This is a genomic window from Streptomyces sp. 8K308, from assembly GCF_004348315.1.
Lineage (GTDB): Bacteria > Actinomycetota > Actinomycetes > Streptomycetales > Streptomycetaceae > Streptomyces.
Genome location: NZ_SMKC01000096.1, coordinates 1 through 21,037 on the forward strand (window position 1 = coordinate 1; position 21,037 = coordinate 21,037).

At 69.7% G+C, this 21,037-nt stretch carries 10 protein-coding genes and 1 pseudogene; 7 read left to right on the top strand and 4 right to left on the bottom strand.

All coding sequences use genetic code 11. The annotated features are described in order from the left end of the window. Both E1265_RS39085 and E1265_RS39090 read right to left on the bottom strand, forming a co-directional pair. Positions 1-115 (bottom strand): annotated as a pseudogene (locus E1265_RS39085) (IS5/IS1182 family transposase); the annotation flags it as partial. Positions 116-365: 250 nt separating this feature from the next. Then, the gene (locus tag E1265_RS39090; RefSeq protein WP_243740829.1) at positions 366-611 is read right to left on the bottom strand and encodes a hypothetical protein; all 246 of its coding nucleotides are present in this window, start codon (positions 609-611) and stop codon (positions 366-368) included. Positions 612-864: 253 nt separating this feature from the next. On the opposite strand from E1265_RS39090, the gene E1265_RS15950 reads away from it, so the two are divergent. Then, entirely contained in the window at positions 865-1,260 is a 396-nt protein-coding gene (locus E1265_RS15950; protein ID WP_132930969.1) for an MmcQ/YjbR family DNA-binding protein, read from the top strand. Continuing rightward, positions 1,257-1,625 (top strand): MmcQ/YjbR family DNA-binding protein, encoded by a 369-nt coding sequence (locus tag E1265_RS15955; protein WP_132930970.1) that lies wholly within the window; start codon positions 1,257-1,259, stop codon positions 1,623-1,625. The genes E1265_RS15950 and E1265_RS15955 overlap by 4 nt, the downstream gene beginning before the upstream one ends. 245 nt (positions 1,626-1,870) lie before the next feature. On the opposite strand, the gene E1265_RS15960 is transcribed toward E1265_RS15955, so the two are convergent. Then, on the bottom strand, positions 1,871-4,984 hold the full coding sequence (locus E1265_RS15960; protein ID WP_132930971.1) for a BTAD domain-containing putative transcriptional regulator: 3,114 nt from the start codon (positions 4,982-4,984) through the stop codon (positions 1,871-1,873). An 89-nt stretch (positions 4,985-5,073) separates the two neighbouring features. Then, positions 5,074-5,223, bottom strand: a complete 150-nt coding sequence (locus E1265_RS37035; protein ID WP_165953762.1) for a hypothetical protein — start codon at positions 5,221-5,223, stop codon at positions 5,074-5,076. 347 nt (positions 5,224-5,570) lie between these two features. On the opposite strand from E1265_RS37035, the gene E1265_RS15965 reads away from it, so the two are divergent. From E1265_RS15965 to E1265_RS15985, 5 genes are all read left to right on the top strand, one after another. Next, complete coding sequence (locus tag E1265_RS15965) at positions 5,571-6,959, top strand: helix-turn-helix domain-containing protein (RefSeq protein ID WP_132930972.1); 1,389 nt, start codon at positions 5,571-5,573, stop codon at positions 6,957-6,959. Positions 6,960-6,996: 37 nt separating this feature from the next. Beyond that, entirely contained in the window at positions 6,997-8,757 is a 1,761-nt protein-coding gene (locus tag E1265_RS15970) for a carbamoyltransferase C-terminal domain-containing protein (protein ID WP_132930973.1), read from the top strand. 394 nt (positions 8,758-9,151) lie between these two features. Then, entirely contained in the window at positions 9,152-11,119 is a 1,968-nt protein-coding gene (locus E1265_RS15975; protein WP_165953763.1) for a condensation domain-containing protein, read from the top strand. After that, entirely contained in the window at positions 11,112-17,774 is a 6,663-nt protein-coding gene (locus tag E1265_RS15980) for a non-ribosomal peptide synthetase (protein WP_132930975.1), read from the top strand. The genes E1265_RS15975 and E1265_RS15980 overlap by 8 nt, the downstream gene beginning before the upstream one ends. Beyond that, entirely contained in the window at positions 17,771-21,007 is a 3,237-nt protein-coding gene (locus E1265_RS15985) for a condensation domain-containing protein (RefSeq protein ID WP_132930976.1), read from the top strand. Before E1265_RS15980 ends, E1265_RS15985 begins: the two co-directional genes overlap by 4 nt. Positions 21,008-21,037: the final 30 nt, after the last annotated feature.

Sequence of the window (21,037 nt, forward strand, 5' to 3'; positions counted from 1 at the left end):
GGATCGCGTCCAGCATCTGACGGTGACAATAGCTTTCCGGCTGCCCGCCCCGCCCCTGGAGCCAGGCCGGCACCGGCAGCAACGGTCGGATGGTCGCCCACTCCGCGTCCGTCATGTCCGACGGATAGCGTGGCCGCGTAGTACAAGCAGCCGAAGAACGCCTCCAGATGCTCGCCGCGGCGGCCCTGGTCCCTGACGCCGGCGAGGAGTGTGGACCTCGAGCCGACGGCGCCCCAACGCGCGGTGCTCGTCCAGGAGTTGGAGCGCCGTCTGCCGCAGCCAGCCCGCGTCGTCAGGATGCGGGCTCAGTACGGCGGGGGCTTCGTGCGCGGTGAGCGGGGCCAACAGGCGGGCGATGTCAGGGGTCAGCACGTCCGGCCGAACAGGATGAACGGGCCGCGGGCTGCGCCCGGCGGATGCCAGCACTGCGCGTGCCCGGGACGTACCCACAGCCACTGTCCGGGGGAGACGGTCCGTGTGACGTGGTCGACGTCGTGGAGCAGCTCACCCTCGGTGACCGCGATGAGGTAGTGGAAGGTGGCACGGCCCGGCCGGGGCGGGTTCCACGGCCAGTCGTCGTGCTGGGCGAAGAAGCCCTCGACGATGCTCACCTCAAGCCCGAACGGAGTACCGACCGGGGGCTGGAAGCGTACAGCGGAACCGCAGCGGCGGCCGGTCCTGCCGGTCCGGACTGCCCGCCCTGCTCGGAGTGTCGCTTGTCGACTATCACGTGTCCGCAGCCTACCGCCCGTTTTGTCGGCTTCCGGGACAGGATGGGACGTGCCAGCACGGCCGCGCGGCACGTTCGTCGATGTCACAGTCTTCGATGCCGCGGACCGTCGCCCACCGAGGAAGGCAGCCCCCATGAACGGATCGACCCTGCACAAGACCGCGACCGCCTGCGGGGAGGAACTTCCCGGGGCCCAGCTGGAGCATCCCTTCGGCCCCGGCTGGGAGGTCCTCAAGGTGCGTGGCAAGGTGTTCATGCTGATGACCGAGGTGCCGGGGCGGCCCGTCGTGATCCTCAAGGCGGACCCCAGCGAGGCGCACGCCCTGCGGCAGCAGAACATCCACATCACCCCCGGCTACCACATGAACAAGAAGCACTGGATCACGCTGGGGCGCGGGGAAGGCGTCGACTCCAGGCTCGTGAGGGAGCTCGTCACCGACTCCTACCTGCTCGTCGTCGCCGGCCTGCCCAAGGCCGAGCAACCCGTCGACCCGCACACCTTTGGCCTCAGCACGGGGGCGGCCCGGTGAGCGCGGCCGGCGACCGGCTCCAGGCCACCGCCCGCCATGCGGCCCTCGCCCTCCCCGGCGTCAGCCACGGCCGCCCCTTCACCCCCGGACTCGACGTGTACAAGGTCGTGGGCAAGGTGTTCCTGATCGTCACCGACGACCCGGACGAACAGGTCATCACGGTCAAGTGCGAACCCGAACACGCCCGCGCGCAAGAACGCGGCTACCGCACCATCACGCCGGGCCGCTACCTCGACAAACGGCACTGGATCTCACTCGGGCCGGGCCCCGGCATCACCAAGCGGCTGATCACGGACGCCGTCGAGCACTCCTACGACCTGGTCATCGAGGGGCTGCCGCGCCGCGACCACCCCGGCGCTCGCTGAGCGCAGCGAGCTTCCCCGCGAGCGACGAGCCCGATTGTCAGTGCTCCGTGCAAGGCTCGCCCCGCACGGACACGTCCGCCCCGACCCGAGAGACCGATGGGAACCGACCGAACCGCCCCTGCCTCTTCGGCGAGGAGCCTGCCCGGCCCCTCGCCGACCGCCTGCGCCCCGAAGAAGCCATCACCATCCAACCGACTCACCTCGCTGACACGCGTAGGCGAGGCTCGCGCTGGGCTGGCTCTGCGTTAGTCATTTCGCGCCCTGCTCAACTGGAGGCGGATATCGTCGGCCTCCGGCAACTTGCTGGCCAATGCTGCGGCTAGCCCGCGCTCCCAGTGGTTGATTGCTTCCTCCTGGGCGCCTCGGAGGGTTGCGATCCTGGCCAGTCCGCTGTGTGCGGTCGCCGCCTTGAAGGTCTGCCCACTGCGCTCGCTGATGTGGAGGACTGACTCGAAGCACCGAGCCGCCTCCTCCAGCTCGCCCAGGGCGAGATGGGCCCGGCCGAGCACATTCTGGGCATGGCTCTCGATGTCCTGATTGTTGATCTTCCGCGCCAGCGACAGGGCGTCACGGGAGTGGCGCATTGCCTCCGCCGGATTCCCTCGTGCGAGCAGGCAGTCCGCGAGCATGTAACGTCCACGACCCTCCCCCTCCATGCTGCCGATCTCTCTGTTCAGGGTGAGCCCGCGGTTGAGGTAGTCCATGGCCGTGTCCAGTTCACCGATCTTGGTGTGTACCCAGCCAAGGTTGATCAGCGCCAGCGCCGCAGTGCTGCGGTTGTCGGAGCGCTCACTGAGGCCCAGCATCTGGTTGAAATGCTCGTGGGCCTCCTCGTACCGGCCCAGCTGGGTGTGTGCCACGCCGAGGTTTCCCAGGGTGATCGCCCGGTCCCGCTCCGATCTGTCGTCGCCTAGCAGGTCGGTGACCTCGCTCAGCGCGGCGATCGCGTCGGCGTACTGTCCCATCCGAATGTGTGCGACGCCGATGTTGTTCAGAAAGCGGCCGACGCCGGGCGCATTGCCACGACGCCGTTCGATCGCCAGTCCGTCTCGCAACGTTGTCAGAGCATCGGCGAGGCGGCCGATGGAGATGTGGGCGAAGCCCAGGCTTCGCAGCACCACGGCCTGCGCCTCCGCGTCGTCCGCGCTCCGGGCCGCTTCCAGCCCCAACTCGTAGCCCGTGAGTGCCTCGTCCACGTAGCCCTGCCTCAGCAGGCAGGAGCTGAGGACGAGAGACAGCTGCCAGGCTTCGCGTAACAGTCCTCGCTCCCGGGCTTGGCCGATGACGGGGAGGAAGGTGCGATGCCCGATGGCCACGGTGGACCTTGCGTCGGCCACGGTGCGCAGCGTGGGTAGGGTGCTCGGAGCTGCGGAGTCGAGTGCGACCAGATGCCTGCCGGGGTCCACCAGATGCTCGATGGCATGCCCCAATCGCAGGTAGTGTTCGGTGAGCCGTTGAAAGGCCCTCCGTTGGTCGCTGGCTGACTCGTGCCGCTCCAAGAGCGACCTGGCGTAGTGCAGCACCAGATCGTGCAGGTGGTAGCGACCTGCCGAACGTTGCGTCAGCAGATGGGCGTCGAGGAGCGCTTCCAGCAGGTCCTCGCTGCGCGCCAGGGGTAGGTCGAGCAGCGCCGCCGCATCGTGGTGGCCGAAGTCCGGTCCCGGGATGAGGCTCAGCAGCCGGAAGAGTCCCCGCTGGTCGTCGGGCAGCTGCTGGTAGGAGACGTGGAATGCTGCCAGTGCGCTGCGGTCGCCCAGCGACAGCTCGTGTATGCGCCGTCGTTCGTCGCGCAGTCGGTACGCCAGGTCGGCCACGCGCCAGGCGGGCCGGTGTCGCAACCGGGAGGCGGCGATGCGGATGGTCAACGGCAACAGGCCGCACAACCTGACAACCTCACCGACCAACGCCGGTTCGCGCGCGGCGCGGCCGGGGCCGACCACCCTGGTGAAGAGGTCGACCGCGTCGTTGTGGGGCAGTGGATCCAGCGAGAGGGACTGCGCTCCCTCCAGCGCGGCGAGTCGTCGCCGGCTGGTGATCAGGACCACCGAGCCGGGGGCTCCAGGAAGGAGCGGGCGGATTTGAGCCTCGCTCGCGGCGTTGTCAAGGACCAGCAACACCCGCCGGCCGGCCAGCGCGGAGCGCCAGGCGCCGACCCGCGCCTCGTAGTCCTGGGGGATGAGCTCCGGGGGGGTGCCGAGGTGGAGCAGGAACAGCTCGAGGGTGGCCGCCGGGGTCAGTGCTCGCTGACCGGGGGTATGCCCGCGCAGGTCGACGAAGAACCTTCCGTCCGGGTAGCGGTCGCCTATCAGGTGGGCGACCCGCACGGCCAGGGTGGTCTTCCCGACGCCGGCCATGCCGTCCAGGGTGACCACGGAGACCGCGGTGGCAGGGGCGCCGTCAACCATGGCGACCACCTGGCTGATCTCATCGAGGCGTCCGGTGAAGTCGGCGAGGTCGTGTGGCAGGAGGTACGGTGCGGCGTGCGGCTGGGGGGTCGGCGCCGCCTCGGCCGGTGCTGGCCAACCGTCCGCAGTCGGCTGCGGGGGCTCGGGGCGGTTGGCGAGTGGCACCGTCAACACCGTCTCCGGGGCGCCCCTCAGTACCTGCTGATGCGCCGTGCGCAGCGCGGGCCCAGGATCGAGCCCCAGCTCGTCGGCGAGTGCCCGCCGGATGCGGTCGTACGCCGCCAGTGCCTCCTGTTGCCGCTCGGCCCGGCACAAGGCGATCATCAGCTGTCGCGCGAAGCCCTCGTGCAGCGGATGCTCGGCGCACAGTCCCTTCAGTTCGGCGACCAGACCCGCCCCTTCGCCCTCCGCCAACCGCAGATCCGCCAGTCCTTCGACGGCCGCCAAACGCTCTTCATGGAGCCGGGCGGCCGCCGCGTCGAACACTTGGCCAGACAGGCCGGCGAACGCGGGACCGCGCCAGAGACCGAGGGCCGACGTCAGCGTCCGGATGGCGTCCCGGCGGAGCCCTCGTTCGCGCTGCCGCCTCGCTGACTCGACGGCATGGGTGAAGCGATGACAATCGATCTGCTCCTCGGCGACCATGGCCAGGTAGCCGGTTCCCCTGCGGACAACCAGGTCGCGGAGAGGAGCGACGGAACGCCGCAGCGCAGCAACGGCGTTGTGCACCTGGCGACGCCCCGTGGGCGGCGGACCGCCGTCCCACAGGGCGTCGACCAACGCGTCCGGCGTCAGGACACGACCGGGGCTCAGCAGCAGCACGGCGAGGAGCCGCTGCTGCCTGGGCCCGGGCACAGCGTGTCGACGGCCGTCAGCCCACAGTTCCATTGGGCCGAGAAGCTTGAACTCCAACCGGACCGCCGCGACGTGCGCGATGTGGCTGCTACCTCGCATCCCAGCAGTGTCCACCACTCAGGGACATATGTCGGCGCAGGACACGTTCCTACCGTCTGCCGCCCCTGCGGACCCGGTTGAGCTCCACGTCAGTCTGGGCAGAGCATGAGCGGCCCACAGCCGGCGATCACCTCCGTCGCCGAGCCGTTGGACGCCACGGCCGGCGCGGTGACGGTGACCAGAGCCGCCGCCGTCAGCGCCAAGCCGGCGCAGAGTGTGGCAATTCTCCTCAGTCGCATGATGGGTTTCCCTCCTGGGTCACGGGTCCTTCGTTCGAAACGGGACCTTGTGTACGGCTCGTTCGTGAGCATCACTCTCCAGCCGACCTGCATCCGTTCTGCATCCGCCGTGCATCACACCGACTCCCAGGGACGCTGGGGCGCAGGTAGTCGCCGAGGCCGGATCCGTGCGGCCCGGATGCCGTGCCTCGGGAGACTGAAGCGATGAACGGGCGGGTGTGGGTGGCGGAAGTGCGAGGTGCCGCGGATCCGAATTGTTCATAGCTGCCGCTTCGGCTCGCCCTGGTTTTGCCCTGTCACCGGTCCCCAGGGGCGCCATTCCCAGGAGAGTGCATGCGGAGCTCGTCATGAACAACTTCGGCAGAAGACTCAGGGCACTACGCGAAACGCGAGGTATGACTCAGCGTCAGTTGGCTGAACTGTCCATGGTGAGTATCCGGGCGATCCGGGATCTGGAGTCCGGGCGGGTAAGCAAGCCGCAGCGGCACACGGTGCGGCTGCTCGCTGAGGGACTGCGGCTGCCTGCGGCAGAACGCGTCCGCTTCGACAGCTTGATGGGCCACGCGGGGCCCTGGACGGAGCAGGAGCCCGAGGTGGCACCGGGACTCTCCCCGCCGCCCAGCCCGCTCGACGGGCTCATCGGCAGGAGTCGGGAGACCACGTTGCTGCGGGAGCTGCTCTCAAGCCGCGAGGAACGGTTGATCGGCCTCACCGGTCTGGCCGGGGTGGGCAAGACCCGACTGGCCCAGGAGGTGGCCAATGACGCTGCCCGGGAGTCGAAAGCGGGCCGCGGCACGGTGGTGCTGTGGCGGGGCACGGCGGAGACCCAGCCACCCGGTCTTGTGCCGAGAGACTCAGCCGGGACGGTTCAGGACCGCGTCCGCCGCGGGCTTGACGCCCTGTGCGGGATCGGTGAGCCGGACATGGAGGAACTGAGGCGGCTGATAGGCCGTTGGCCTACCTTGATCGTGCTCGATGGACACGACCTGGTGTGGCCAGCGGTCGGGCGACTTGTCGAACTGGTCGGCAGCTGCCCCAGGCTGCGTGTCCTGTACACCGCCCGGCGGCCGGCCGAGGTTCCGGGCGAGCTGGTCGTGGCGATACGCCCGCTGGATGTTCCCGAGGACGGCGCTCCTCCGGGGCCGGGCACATCTGGCAGCTCCGGGAGGTCGAGTGGGAGTGGCGGCTGGACCGAAATCTCCTCGGTGCGGCTGTTGTTGCGGCACATCCGAAGGTATCGGCCGGACTTCAGGCCGGACCGGACCAGCAGTGCGGCTCTCGCGGCAGTCTGCCGAGGGCTGGATGGTATTCCTCGGGCCATCCAGGTCGCGGCGCCCTATTTCCTTGTGCACGAACCGGAGGTCATGCTGCGGCGGCTGCCCTCCCTGGTCGGCGACGTGCTGGCCGAGGGCGGCATAGATCTGGAGGGCGCACTGCTGCGGCTGGGGCATGACGAGGCCGCACTGCTTGACCACATGTCACCGGACAACAGGTGGTGGTCGGTGAGCGAGGTGGCCGAGGCGGTGGGCATACCGTTGAGTGCCGGCGCTCGGGCGGCACACAGTCTGCTGGCGCTCGGCCTGGTGACGTCCAGCACCGGTGTTCTCGGCACTCGATTCCGCGTCTTGGAGACGGTTCGCGCGCACCGTGCCGGCAGAATTCGTGAGGAAGCCGCGGTGAAGTCTGCCGCCTCTTCTGCCGGTGGCACTGCCGCTGTCAGGCCTTTTCCCGCATAGGGTCGTTCGCAAGGCGTCTCGTCTTGGAGGTTCCATCGTGCGGGTGCTCGGGTTCAGTGGAATGCATGACAGTGTCGCGTTCAAGCGACGTGAGATGCCCGATCTCGACTCCCGGCACTATCGGATAGTGCAGGGACTGGACGCGGCGGCGGCACTGGTCGACGACCGGGGCGTGGTGGCCGCTGCGGCGGAAGAACGTTTCACCGGCGAGAAGGCAACCGGGGCGTTTCCCCTGGAGGCCATCTCCTTCTGTCTGGAACGCGGCGGCATCACGATGTCTGAGGTGGATCGGGTCGCCTTCGGCTTCGACTATCGGCCGACGGAAGTTCATGAGGTCAGTGACCATACCAGGCGGCGATTCCGTGAAGTGTATTCGGCGGACGTCAGAATAGCGCTTCTGGACGCCCATTGGCCCGGCCTGGACTGGGGCGAGATTTTTGTGCCGGTTCCGCACCACCATGCCCACGCGGCGAGTTCCTACTACCTCAGTGGCTTCGAGGAGGCGCTCGTACTGGTCGCCGACGGCATGGGCGAAACGGAGAGCATGACCGTATTCCGAGCCGCAGGCGACGACCTGTCGGTGCTGCGGCAGGTGCCGGCGCTGCACTCGCTGGGGACGCTGTACGGCGTCGTCACGCTGTACCTCGGCTTCGACTTCGCGATGGACGAGTACAAGGTCATGGGGCTCGCGCCGTACGGTGACCGGACCCGCTACGCGCGAGAGCTGGAACGGCTGGTTCGGCTGGGGGAGCGGGGGCGCTACACCGTTCCCCTGCTGGGCGAGAACCGCGGCTGGCTGGAGAACGAGACCCAGGCCGGGGCGCTACGGGTGCTGACCGAGCTCTTCGGCGCTCCCCGGTCGCCCGGCGCGCCGGTGGAGCAGCGGCACATGGATGTCGCGGCCGCGGCGCAGGCCGTGTTGGAACGAACCCTGCTTCACGTGGTGCGGCACTTTACAGAGGAGACGGGGCTGCGGAAGCTCTGCCTGGCCGGTGGGGTGGCGTTGAACTGCGCCGCCAATGGTCTGCTCGCCCGCAGTGGGCTGGTCGAGCGGATGTTCGTCCAGCCCGCCTCCGGGGACGACGGGACCGCGCTGGGCGCGGCGCTCTACGCGCGTGCGCAGAACGGTCTCGCGCACCGGAGCCGTATGGGCATGCCGTACTGGGGGCCGGCGTTCAGCAACGAACAGATTTTCAAGGCCGTGGAGAGCACGCCCGGTTGCACGGCGCGCGGAGCCTCCCCAGTCGAGGTCGTCAACGAGACCGCACGCCACATATCAGAGGGGCGTGTGGTGGCCTGGTTCCAGGGGGCAATGGAGTTCGGGCCACGTGCACTGGGCAATCGAAGCATTCTGGCCGACCCACGTGACCCTGGAATGCGGGATCATCTCAACGCGGTGGTGAAGCAGCGCGAGGATTTCCGGCCCTTCGCCCCTGTGGTGCGACACGAAGATGTTCACCGTCTGTTCGACGTGGTGGCGGGCACCGAAGAGCAGTACGCCCACATGCTGTTTGTTGCCCAGGTAAAGGATGAATTCCGCGAGAAACTCCCGGCCGTGACACATGTGGACGGAACTGCCCGGGTCCAGGTGGTACGCCGAGAGGACAACGAGCGTCTGTGGGAGCTTATTCGCGTCTTCGGTGAGCTCAGTGGCGTTCCGGTGTTGCTCAACACTTCCTTCAACCTCCGTGGCCAGCCCGTGATAAGAGACCCCGACACCGCGCTGAGGACCTTCCTGCGTTCCGAGCTTGACTACTTGGTCATGGGAGACTATCTGGTGGCGCGCGATGCCCACTGATTTCTCCTTCTCGACCCTCAGCCTGCCTGGAGACCTCCCGGAACCGGTGGTGCCGCAGTTCTTCCGAGCCATCCGCGAAATACCCTGTCCCGAGGCGTCGGCGCTGCCGCTGACGGCTGGACTCGTGGCGGTGCTTGCCGGCTACACCGGCCACGCGACATTCGTTGTCGGCGACCGCCACTTCCGAGTCACTCCTGATACCACGGTCGGCGAACTCGCCCAGCAGGCCGGGCGCCGCGCCGACCGCGAGATCACCCTGGGCCCCTGGCTCACCTTACGGTCCGGCGTTGACTCACTCACCGCTGAATACGAGACTGACCGCTACTCACCCGCGCTCATCGAAGGTCTGTTGACCGACGTGCGCCGGGTGCTGGGCACATCAGGACCCACCACCGTGGCCGAGCTCGGCATCCGCCCGCTGGCCCTGGCCCACGCGCCGGCCGCCGCGCAGGCCGCCCCGGCGGCCAAGGTTCCGCCGGAAGGGGCCCTGGAACAGGCCATCGCCGAGGTGTGGTGCCAGGTCATCGAGCTGATCGCCCCGGAGGAGATCGGCCGAGACGACAACTTCTTCGCCCTTGGAGGTCACTCCCTCGCGGCGATCCGTGCCGCCAACCAACTGAGCGAACGGTACGGGGTGGACTTGCCCAAGGGGCTGATCAGCTTCGCGCCCACCCCACGGGAGGCGGCCCAAGCGATCGGTGCGGCCATCGAGGCACATCGGCTGGGCCAGGGCTTCGCCCCGGTGGTCGCTGATGCCCCGATGCCCCACTCAGAAGAAACCCCGCCGCCTGTCGCCCCGTCCCAGGAGGCGATATGGCTCTTCGAGCAGTGGCAGCCGGATACGGCGGCATACCACGTGCCATGGGCCATCGAGCTCACCGGCGCTCTGGAGCCGGACCGGCTCCGCCACGCCCTGGAGGCCGTGGTCGAGCGGCACGCGGTGCTCCGCACCGGTTTCGTCGCCGGAGACGACGGCTCTCCCGAGGCGGTTGTCGTCCCTCATGCGGCACCGCCCTGGGCCGTCCACGAGCTCGGCCGTGGGGGAGCGGCGGGGCCCGAGATCGGCTTGGCCGCCGAGGCGCTGATGGCCCGCCTGATCACAGAGACCTTCGACCTCTCGCAGCCGCCGCTGCTCCGTGCCGATCTGCTGTGCCTCGCCCCCGACCATCACATTCTGTTGCTGACCTTTCACCACCTCACCGTGGACGGCAGTTCGCTTGAGTATCTGCTCCGGGAACTGGCCATGGCCTACGAGGGGTGCGAACTCACGCCGCTGCCACTGCAGTTCCGAGACGTGGCCGCCTGGCAGCGCCGCGCGGCTGGCACTGAGCGCACCGCCGCGGCGCGGGCATACTGGCGCCAGGAGCTTGAGGAGGCGCCCGGCCCCGCCGCACTCCCCGGGGCCAGGGAACGCACCTCGCTACCCGACCACGTTGGGGACAGCGTCAGGGCCATTCTCGACGAAGCGCAGACCGGGGCGGTCCGTGCACTGGCCCAGCGCCTCGGTGTCACTCCCTTCGCGGTCCTCTTCACCGCCTTTCAGGTGCTGCTGCGGCGGCTGACCGGCCAGCACGACCTGGTGCTCGGCACCGCGGTAACCACCCGGGACGACGCGGAGTGCGAAGGGCTGATCGGGCCGTTCTTCAATACGTTGCCGGTGCGGACCCACGCCTCGGAAGGCACCCCTTTCGCGGAGCAGGCGCGGCAGAGCCAAGAACGGATTTCAGCGGCCTTGGCCTGGAAGGACATCCCTTTCCACACCCTGTGGGCGGGACGTGGCCTCGACCGGGAACCGGTGTACCGCATGCTCTTCGAGCTCAGTCAGCCCCCGCGGGTGCCGCCGCCGGCAGGTCTGGAGTGGAACTACCGCCTGCTCAGCCCGCCCGCGGCCAAGCTTGACCTCATCTTCAGCGTCACGGACCACGGATCCGCCCTCGAAGTCCAGGCCACATATGCCACCGACCGCTACGACCGGGCCACCGCGGAGCGGGTGGTGAGCGGCTATCGGGAGGTGCTGGCCGCCGCCTGTCCTGACCCGTTGCGCGACCTGCTGCGTCGGCTCTGGGTGGAGGTACTCTCCGTCCCCGCCGAACAGATCCACCCCTCCAGCGACTTCTTCGGGCTGGGTGGGCGTTCTCTGGACGCGGTACGGCTCAGCTCACGTCTGCGGAAGACGCTGCGGGTCGCGTTGCCAGCCGCGCAGCTCTTCCGCGCCGCCGGGTTCGACTCCCTGATCGATGTCATTCGCCACCACGCCACCGACCTGGACGCGCTGTACCGTCGCGCATCCCTCGCGCTCAGTGCCTGGGATTTGTCGGCGAATGAGCGTCAAGCGCTGATCGAAAGGCGGGACCATGTCTGAACGCCAGGAAAACGAAGGCACATTTCACGACGAGGAACTCCGCGCGTTCCTGTTGGAGGAGGCCGCGTCGCAGCCCGTGGCGCCGGGCGGCCCCGTGAACGGCGCGACGCCGCTCTCCTTCGCACAGCGAAGCATATGGTTCTTCGAGCAGTGGAAACCCGGTACGCCCACCTATAACGTCGGCAGTGCCTTCGCCGTCACCGGCTCGCTGGACGCCCGGCTCCTGGAGCGGGCGATGGAACAGGTGGTGCGCCGGCACCCGGCCCTGCGTACCGGGTTCGCCTCCCGCAACGGCCACACCGTTCAGGTCGTGCACCCCGACTCCGTGGTGCCGTTCCGGCATCGTGACCTGTCCGGGGCGGCCCACGAGGACAGAGCGGCCGAGGCCCGGGCCCTTGCCGAGGAGGAAGTGCGGCGGCCGTTCGAACTGGACCAGGGCCGGCCGCTGCGTGCGCTGCTCCTACGACTGGCCGAGGACAGCCATCTGCTGGTGCTGACCGTGCACCACATCGTCTGCGACGGGCTGTCGACGGGGGTCATCCTGCGCGACCTCGCGCGCTCCTACGAGGCACTGATCAGCGGGCGGGACGGCGCGCTGCCCACCGCCCCCGGCTACCCCGAGTTCGCCGCCTGGGAGCGGGAACGATGGGAGTCGGGTACCGGGGTGGACGGACTCGACCACTGGCTGCGCCGACTCGACGGCGCCCCCGAGGTCACCCAGTTGCCCCACACCGGCCCACGCCCCACGGAACAGACCTTCGCCGGCGAGACGTCGCTGCTCGAGATGCCGGAACGGTTGAGCGCCCTGCTGGGCGAGCGGTCAGCCGCGCTGCGGGTCACCCCTTTCATCCTGCTGTACGCCGCCTTCGCCGCCTTCGTCGCCCGGTACACCTCGCAGGAGGACATCGTCCTCGGCACCCCCATGGCGATTCGGCACGGCGCGGACTCGGGGCTGAACCTCGACGAGACGGTCGGCCCGTTGATCAACACCCTGCCGCTGCGCACCGATCTGACCGGTGACCCCCGGTTCCGAGAGCTCCTCGATCGGGTCAGGGACACCGTGGCCGACGCCCAGGAGCACGCCGAAGTGCCGTTCGAGCGGATCTCCGACGCGGTGCGGCGTGGGCAGCGGGTGCTCAGCCACCATCCCGTGTTCCAGGTGGTGTTCGGCGTCCAGGAGGAACCTGCCGCGGGCCACCGGTTGGGTGAGGCCGTACTCACCCCCGAACCCGTCGATCGGGCCACCGCGAAGTTCGACATGACCTGGAACGTCATTATCGGCGCCACCACCAGGATCGAACTCGAGTACAACACCGACCTCTACACCCGCGCCGAGGTCGAGTCGATGGCGGCCTCCTACCTGGTGTTGCTCGACGCCTTCCTCGACGCCCCGGACACCCGGATCGGGCGGGTGGCCCTGGTCGACCCCGCCACCCGCGCGCCCGTCCTCCGCCGCCGGCCCGGTCGGGACGACGACTCTTGTCTGCACCAGCGCGTGGCCCGGTGGGCCGAACGGACGCCCGACGCCATCGCGGTGTCCGACGGCGAACGGCAGCTGACCTATGCCGATCTCGACGCGCGCGCCACGGACCTGGCCGGACGGCTGCGGAACGCCGGGGTGCGACCGGGCGAGCTGGTGGGCCTGGCGCTCCCCCGATGCGCCGACCTTGTGGTCAGCGTCCTGGGAGTGCTCAAGGCCGGGGCGGCCTACGTGCCGCTCGACCCGGAGTACCCGGCAGAACGGCTGGACTTCCTCCGCGCCGACGCCGAGCTCTCCGTGGTGATCTCCCGAAGCGCCGTGCTCGACCGGCTGCCCGGCGAGGACTGGCTCGTCATCGACCTCGACGCCCCCGACCAACCCGCCGGGGGCGGGCCGGGCGCGGCCGCGGCGCCGGACGCCGCCGGCTCACCGGACGGCCTCGCCTACGTCATCTACACCTCGGGCTCCACCGGCAGGCCCAAGGGCGTCGCGGTCACCCACCGCAACGTCAGCCGGCTGTTCTCGGCCGTCGAGGAGTGGTACTCCTTCGGCTCATCCGACGTCTGGCCGCTGTTCCACTCCTACGCCTTCGACGTCTCGGTCTGGGAGATGTGGGGCGCGCTGCTGCACGGCGGCCGGCTGGTCATCGTCGACCACCTCGTGAGTCGTTCGCCGCACGACCTACTGGAGCTCCTGGCCCGCGAGCGGGTCACGGTGCTCAACCAGACGCCTTCGGCCTTCCGCGCCCTGGAGGCCGCCGAGGCCGAGTCCTCCGTCGAACTCGGCCTGCGGCTGGTGATCTTCGCCGGCGAGGCGCTCGACCTGGCCAGCGTGGGCCGCTGGTTCGCCCGGCACGGCGACGCCACACCGCGGCTGGTCAACATGTACGGCATCACCGAGACCACCGTGCACTCCACATACCACCCGCTCACCGAGGCCGACACCGCCGGCGGTGCCAGCCCGATCGGGGTGCCGCTCCCCGACCTGGCCCTCTATGTGCTCGACCGCTGGGGCAACATCGCCCCACGGGGCGTGGTGGGCGAGATACACGTCGCGGGCGGCGGCGTGGCGACGGGCTACCTGCGCCGGCCAGGACTGACGGCCACCCGCTTCGTGGCCTGCCCCTTCGGCGAGCCGGGCGAACGGATGTACCGCAGCGGCGACCTGGCCCGCTACCGCCAGGACGGCTCCATCGAGTACCTGGGGCGCGCCGACGACCAGGTCAAGGTCCGCGGCTTCCGCATCGAGACCGGCGAGATCGAGGCGGTGCTGACCGAGCACCCGGCCGTCCGCAATGCCGCGGTCCTGGCCAGGTGGGACGACGGCGCGCCCAGCGGGCGGCTGATCGGCTATGTGACGGCCGGCCAACGCGTGACCAGCGACGAACTCCGCGCCTATCTCGCGGGCCGGTTGCCCGAGTACATGGTTCCGCGGACCTTCCTGGTGCTTGACGCCTTCCCGATCACCGCCAACGGCAAGATCGACCGTGCCGCCCTGCCCGCACCCGACGGCACCCGACCCGAACTGTCACAGGGGTACGTCGCCCCCAACGGTCCGGCCGAGACGGCGATCTGCGAGGTCCTGGCGGAGGTGCTCGGCCTGGACCGGGTCGGCGTGCTCGACAACTTCTTCGACCTCGGGGGCGACTCCATCCGCAGCCTCCAGGTCATCGGCCTGGCGAAGGAACGTGGCTGGCGGATCACCCTGCAGGATCTCTTCCGCACCCCGGTGGCCGGCGAGATCGCCGCCCGCGCACAGCGGGTAGACCCCGCGTCCACCTCCCCGGCGCGGGAGCCGTTCGCCCTGATCGGTGCGGCGGACCGGCAGTCGCTGCCGGACGACGTGATCGACGCCTACCCGGTCTCCACGCTCCAGGCAGGAATGGTCTACCACATGGAGCGGGACCCCGAGAACCTGCCGTTCCACAACGTCAACAGCTGGCACCTGAAGGCGCCCTACGACGCCGAACGGTTCGCCCGGGCCGTCCAGGACGTTATCGACCGGCACCCGATGCTGCGCACGTCCTTCGACTTCGCCAACTACTCCGAACCCCTACAACTGGTCCACGAGAGCGCCTCGATGCCGCTGGTGGTCGAGGACCTGTCGGGGCTGTCGGATGACGAGCGGGAATCCGCCATCCAGGAGATGTTCCACCGGGAGCGGCACACTCCGCTCGACCTGTCCAGGGGCCCGCTGCTGCGCGGCGTCCTCCAGCGCCGCGGCGACGACACCTTCCAGTGGACGCTCACCGAACACCACGCGATCTTCGACGGGTGGAGCATGATGAGCTTCCACGCCGAGTTGTTCGAGCGCTACCTGCAACTGCTCCACGATCCGGATGCCCCCCACACCGCACCACCGCGCTCCGCCTACAGTGCGTTCGTCGCGGCCGAGCGTGCGGACACCGCCTCGCCCGAGGCCCAGAAGTTCTGGACCAGGTATCTGGTAGGCGCCCGCCCGGTCCTTCTGCCCCGCTGGCCGGTCACCGAGCCCGCCCCCGCCGAGCGTCATGACACCGCCAAGGACGGCGAGTTCACCGACGACATGCGGAACTGGCGGTTCACCTCCACCACGCAGGCCACCCACCGAGCCCTGGAACTGCTCCTCCCCGACCGCATCATCAGCGGGGTACACCGGCTCGCCGCACAGCTCGGTGTGCCCGTCAAGTCGGTGCTGCTGGCCGCACATCTCAAGGTCATCGGCTTGGCCACCGGGCAGAGCGACGTCATCAGCGGGCTGACCTCCAACGGCCGCCCGGAGGACGTCGACAGCACTCAGGTGCTCGGCATGTATCTCAACATGCCGCCACTCCGCGTCGATCTGGCCGGCGGCAGCTGGGCCGATCTCGTTCGACGGGTTTACGCGGCGGAGCAGGAGATCCTTCCGTACCGCCGCTACCCGCTCGCCAACATCCAGTGGGACGCGGGTGGCCAGGAACTCTTCGACAGCACCTTCGTCTACTTGCACTTCCACGTCCTCAGTCACGCACTGAGCAACGGGGTCTCCTTCCTCAGCGGCGGGGTGGCATCACGCGCCGACTACCGGGCCGAGCCCACCAACTACGCGCTCTCCACGGGACTGCTCCGCGACCCGGTCTCGGCGCGGACGCTGCTGCGGATGGACTACTACACCGCCAAGGTCTCCGACGCCCAGGCCAGGAACATCCAGGGGCTCTACGTGGCCGTACTGGACGCGATGACCGACGCCGAGGCACGCCATGAGGCGTTCTCGCCACTCCGTGGCGCCGAGTCGGAGCGCGTACTCACCGAGTGGAACGGCCCGGACCGGGAGTACCGCACCGATCGCTGCGTGCACGAGCTCTTCGAGGAGCAGGTGCGGCGCACCCCAGCCGCGACGGCCGTCACGGACGGCACCACCGAGCTCAGCTACGCCGAGCTCAACCACCAGGCCAACCAGCTGGCGCACTGGCTGCGCGAGCGCGGCGCGGGCCCGGAGACCGTGGTGGCCGTGCGCAGTCACCGCGATGCCCGGCTGATGGTGCTGCTGCTCGGCGTGCTCAAGTCCGGCGCGGCCTACCTGCCGCTGGACCCGGCCCACCCGTCGGACCGGCTGGCCTACGTGCTCCAGGACGCCGAGGTGTCCCTGGTACTGACCCGGAACGCCACCCGCGACGGGGTCCCTGACGGCCCGTGGGAGACGGTGAACACCGACGCGCTGACGGCGGAGTTGGCCGGGCTGCCGACCCGTGACCCGGCGAGCACGAGCACCCCGGGCAACCTGATGTACGTCATCTACACCTCCGGCTCCACCGGCCGGCCCAAGGGCGTGCTGGTGCAGCACTCGGGCGTCGCCAACTACCTGGGGTGGTGTGAGGAGGAGTACGCCTCCAGGGGGACGGGCGGCGCGCCGTTGTTCTCCTCGATCGCCTTCGACATGGTGGTGCCCAACATCTACACGCCGCTGATCCGGGGCGAGCGGCTGTGTGTGCTGCACGACGACCTGGATCCGGTGGATCTGGCCGAACGGCTGGCCGAGTGGGCGCCGTTCAGCTTCATCAAGATGACGCCCGGCCATCTGGAGCTCCTGCGCGAGGTGTTGCCGCCCGAGCGGCTCAGCGGCCTGGCCGCGACCCTGGTGGTCGGCGCCGACGCCTTCCCCTCCCACGTCCTGGCCAACTGGTCTGAGGTCGACAGGACTTCGGCGCTCCTCAACGAGTACGGCCCGACCGAGGCGTCCGTCGGCAACACCACCTACCACCCCGACCCCCTGAGCCCGTCGGCGGCATCCGGCGGTCTGGTGCCCATCGGTCGTGCCATTCCCAACACCACGATGTACGTGCTCGACCAGTCACTGGTCCCGGTGCCCGTGGGCGTCACCGGAGACCTGTACATCGGCGGCGACTGCGTGGTCCGCGGTTACGCGCGGATGCCCGGCACCACCGCCGCTCGGTTCGTTCCCGACCCGTTCCGCGGCACTCCGGGGGCGCGGATGTACCGCACCGGCGACCTCGGTCGCTGGCTGCCGGACGGCCAGCTGGAGTTCCTGGGCCGGGACGACGACCAGGTCAAGGTGGACGGCTACCGCATCGAACTCGGCGAGGTGGAGGCCGCGATGGCGGCGCATCCGGCGGTTCGGCAGGCGGTGGCCTCGGTGGTGGACGGCGAGCAGTCCCGCCGGCTCGTCGGCTACTACGTCACCGCGGAGGCGGACGGCGGCGGGCGCCAGGAGACCGGACACGAGCTGCGGCGCTGGCTCGCCGAGCGGCTTCCCTCCTACCTGGTGCCCAGCGTGCTGGTGCCGATCGACCGGCTGCCGCTCAACGCGAACGGCAAGGTCGACCGCAAGACACTGCCGCACCCGCAGCGCACCGGCGCCCTGGCCCTGGAGAGCCACCAGCCGCCCGGCACCCCGCTCGAGGAACTGCTGGCCGCGCTCTGGAAGGAGGTGCTGGGCGTGACCGATGTCGGTCGCTCCGACACCTTCTTCGGCCTCGGCGGAAACTCACTGCTCGCCACGAGGCTGGTGTTCCGGCTGCGGCGGGAGCTGGGCGTTCAGGTGTCGCTCGACACGCTGCTCCGCGCGGCCTCACTCCGTCGGATGGCCGTCGAGTTGGGTACGGAGCTCCGCACGGCACACGGTGACGAGGTCGCCGCCCTCCTGCTCGGCCCGGCCGCCACGGACACCGAGCTGAAGACGGGAGGAGCACGACCGTGAGCGCTGATCTGTTCAGCAGCCTGACCAGCCTGTCGCCCGCACAACAGCGGCTACTGCGGCACCGCCTCGGCGGCCGGCCGACGCGGCCAGGCGGCGCCACGGGACCCGAGCTCGGACCCCGGCGGCGCCCGCGTGAGCTGCCGCTCTCCTATGCCCAGCAACGGCTGTGGTTCCTCCACCGCTTCGAGAACGACCTCAGCTACCACCAGGTCTTCGCCGTTCGGTTGACCGGTCGGCTCGATCGCGCCGCGCTTGAGGCGGCCCTGGGCGACCTGGTGGAACGACACGAGGTGCTGCGCACCGTCTATCCCGATCGCGACGGCGTTCCTCGGCAGCGGATCCTCACCCCGGACGAGGGCCGCCCCCGGCTCACGATCCGCCGTTCCCCGGCCCCCGGCGACGAGAGGCTGTCGCGCGAACTCGCGGCGGCAAAGCGGCCCTTCGACCTGACCGTCGAGCCACCACTGCGCGCCACCCTGATCGTCCTCGGCCCCAGAGAGCACGTCCTCCACCTGTTGCTGCACCACATCGCCACCGACTGGCACTCCGGCTGGACGCTGCACCACGACCTGTGGACGGCCTTCACCGCCCGAAGCGCCGGGCGGCCCCCGAACCTGGCCCCGTTGCCCCTGCAGTACGCCGACTACGCGCTCTGGCAGCGCGAGTGGCTCGGCGACGAGAACGACCCGACCAGCCTTCAGGCCCGGCAGCTCGCGTACTGGACACAGCGGCTGGCCGGCGTCCCCGAGGAGCTGCCGCTGCCCGTCGACCGGCCACGCACGGAGCACACCGGCAACGAAGGGGCCTCGCACACCGTCCGGCTGGACGCGGAGTCGCATCGGCGGCTGGCCGCGTTGGCGCGCGACCACGACGCGACCCTCTTCATGGCGCTCCAGGCGGCGGTCGCGGCGCTGCTGACCCGACTCGGCGCGGGCACCGACATCGTGCTCGCCTTCCCGACCACCGGCCGCACGGAAGCGGAACTCCAGGAGTTGGTGGGCTTCTTCGTCAACACCCTGGTGCTGAGGGCCGACACCTCGGGGGAGCCGTCCTTCGCCGAACTCCTTGGCCGGGTAGGGGAGGCGGCGCTCGGCGCCTACGCCCACCAGGACGTCCCCTTCGAACGGTTGGTGGAGGCCGTCAACCCCGAGCGGGTGCCTGGCCGGCACCCGCTCGCCCAGGTGACGGTCGGCCTCACGGGTGGCACCGCGAACGTCGGCAGCCTGCCCGGGCTGGCAGTCGAACAGGTCCCGACAAGTACCGGCGCCGTTCACTTCGATCTGATGGTCTCCTTCGTCGAGCACCGGGGGCCGGACGGTGAGGTCGGCGGGATCGACGTCGAACTCGCCTACAAGGTTGACCTGTTCGATGCGGGCACCGTCGAGGCGATGGCGGCCCGGCTGCGTCGGCTGCTGTCTGCGGTGGTCGCCGACCCACGACGGCCGATCACCGACATCGACCTGCTCGGCGACGAGGAACGCCGCCAGGTCCTCACCGCCTGGCAGGGCCCCGAGACGCCCGCACCGGACACCTCGATCCCGGTGCTCTTCCGCGCACAGGTGGCCCGCGCCCCCAGGGCGACGGCCCTCTCCGACGGCCGGAACAGCTGGACCTACGCCGAACTGGACGCCTGGAGCGACCAGATCGCCGACACCCTCCTCGACCACGGCGTGACCGCCGAGGACCGCGTCGCCATCCTCATGGAACGCGCACCAGCCACCGTCGCCACCCTCCTCGGCACCCTCAAAGCCGGCGCCGCCTACCTCCCCCTCCGCACCACCGACCCCACACAACGGCAGCTGGAGATGGTCAGGGTCGGCCAACCCGGGCTGCTGCTCTGCGACGCCGCCACCGACCGTCTCGCCCAGGCGCTGCCCCTGACCAGGCTTGTGGTGGCGGCTCAACCACCGGCCGAGGCCCTGGCCTTCACCCCCGCGTTCCGCTGGCCCGCCATCCACCCTGATCAGGTGGCCTGCGTGCTCTCCCCGTCCGGACCCTCCGGCGGAACCGGAGGCGTGGCGGTCACCCATCGCGCCATCGCCGGCCTCGTCAAGGAGCGGTCCCCGGGTGCGACCGCGCGCCGGCGCACGCCGCTCGGCTACGACGCCTCCACCCACGACCTGTGGGTGCCGCTGCTGTCCGGCTCCCGGATCGACGTCGACCGTATCGGCACGGACGAGGTGTTCGCAGGCGCCCGCGTCTACGTGCTCGACGAGCGGCTGCGCCCCTGCCCGCCAGGCGTCGCCGGGGAGATCTACCTCGCCGGCGACGCGCTCGCCCGCGGCTACCTCGGACAACCGGCGCTCACCGCGGAGCGCTTCGTCGCCTGCCCCTTCTCCCCACCGGGTCAACGGATGTACCGCACCGGCGACCGGGCACGCTGGACCCTCCAGGGCGACCTCGAGTACTCCCACCGGGCGCTCCCGGCGCCCCGGGGGAACGCCGGCGCCCCGGAGACCACGCGCCCACCCGTCTCGGACGACGAGCGGCGGCTGTGCGAACTCTTCGCTCGCGTTCTGGAGATCGACACCGTCGCGCCCGAGCAGAACTTCTTCGCCGCTGGCGGCACCTCACTGCTGCTGATCCGACTGAGTGCGCTGGTCCGTAAGGAGTTCGGCCGGGACCTGGCCGCCCGTCAGGTCTTCGCCAACCCCACCCCCGCCGCACTCGCCCGCCTCCTCAACCCTGACACGGAACCCGCTGACCGCACCACCGACTGGCCACTGCTACATCCCGGCGCCGCCGACGGCCACCCACCCGTCCTCGCCCCCGTCCAGCAGGGAATCTGGTTCCTCCACCAACTCGAAGAACACCGAGCCACCTACAACGTCACCCTCGCCATCCGCATCACCGGCCCCCTCGACACCACCGCCCTCAACCAAGGCCTCCACGACCTCATCACCCGCCACGACACCCTCCGCACCCTCATCCCCGACCACGACGGCCAACCCCGACTCCACACCCTCCCACCAACAGCCATCACCAACCCCCTCACCACAACCACCACCACCGAGGCAGAGCTGTCCCGAGAGCTGGAGCGGTTCGCCCAACGGGAATTCGACATCGAGCAGGACATCCCCCTGCGGGCCTGTCTCTTCCGGATCGGCGACGACGAGAACCACCACGTCCTCTCCCTCGTCTTCCACCACCTCGCCATCGACGGCTGGTCGACCAACACCCTGTGGACCGACCTCACCACCGCCTACCAGGCCCTGTCTCTTATACCCATCTGACGCTGCCGCCGACTTAATAGGTGTAGATTT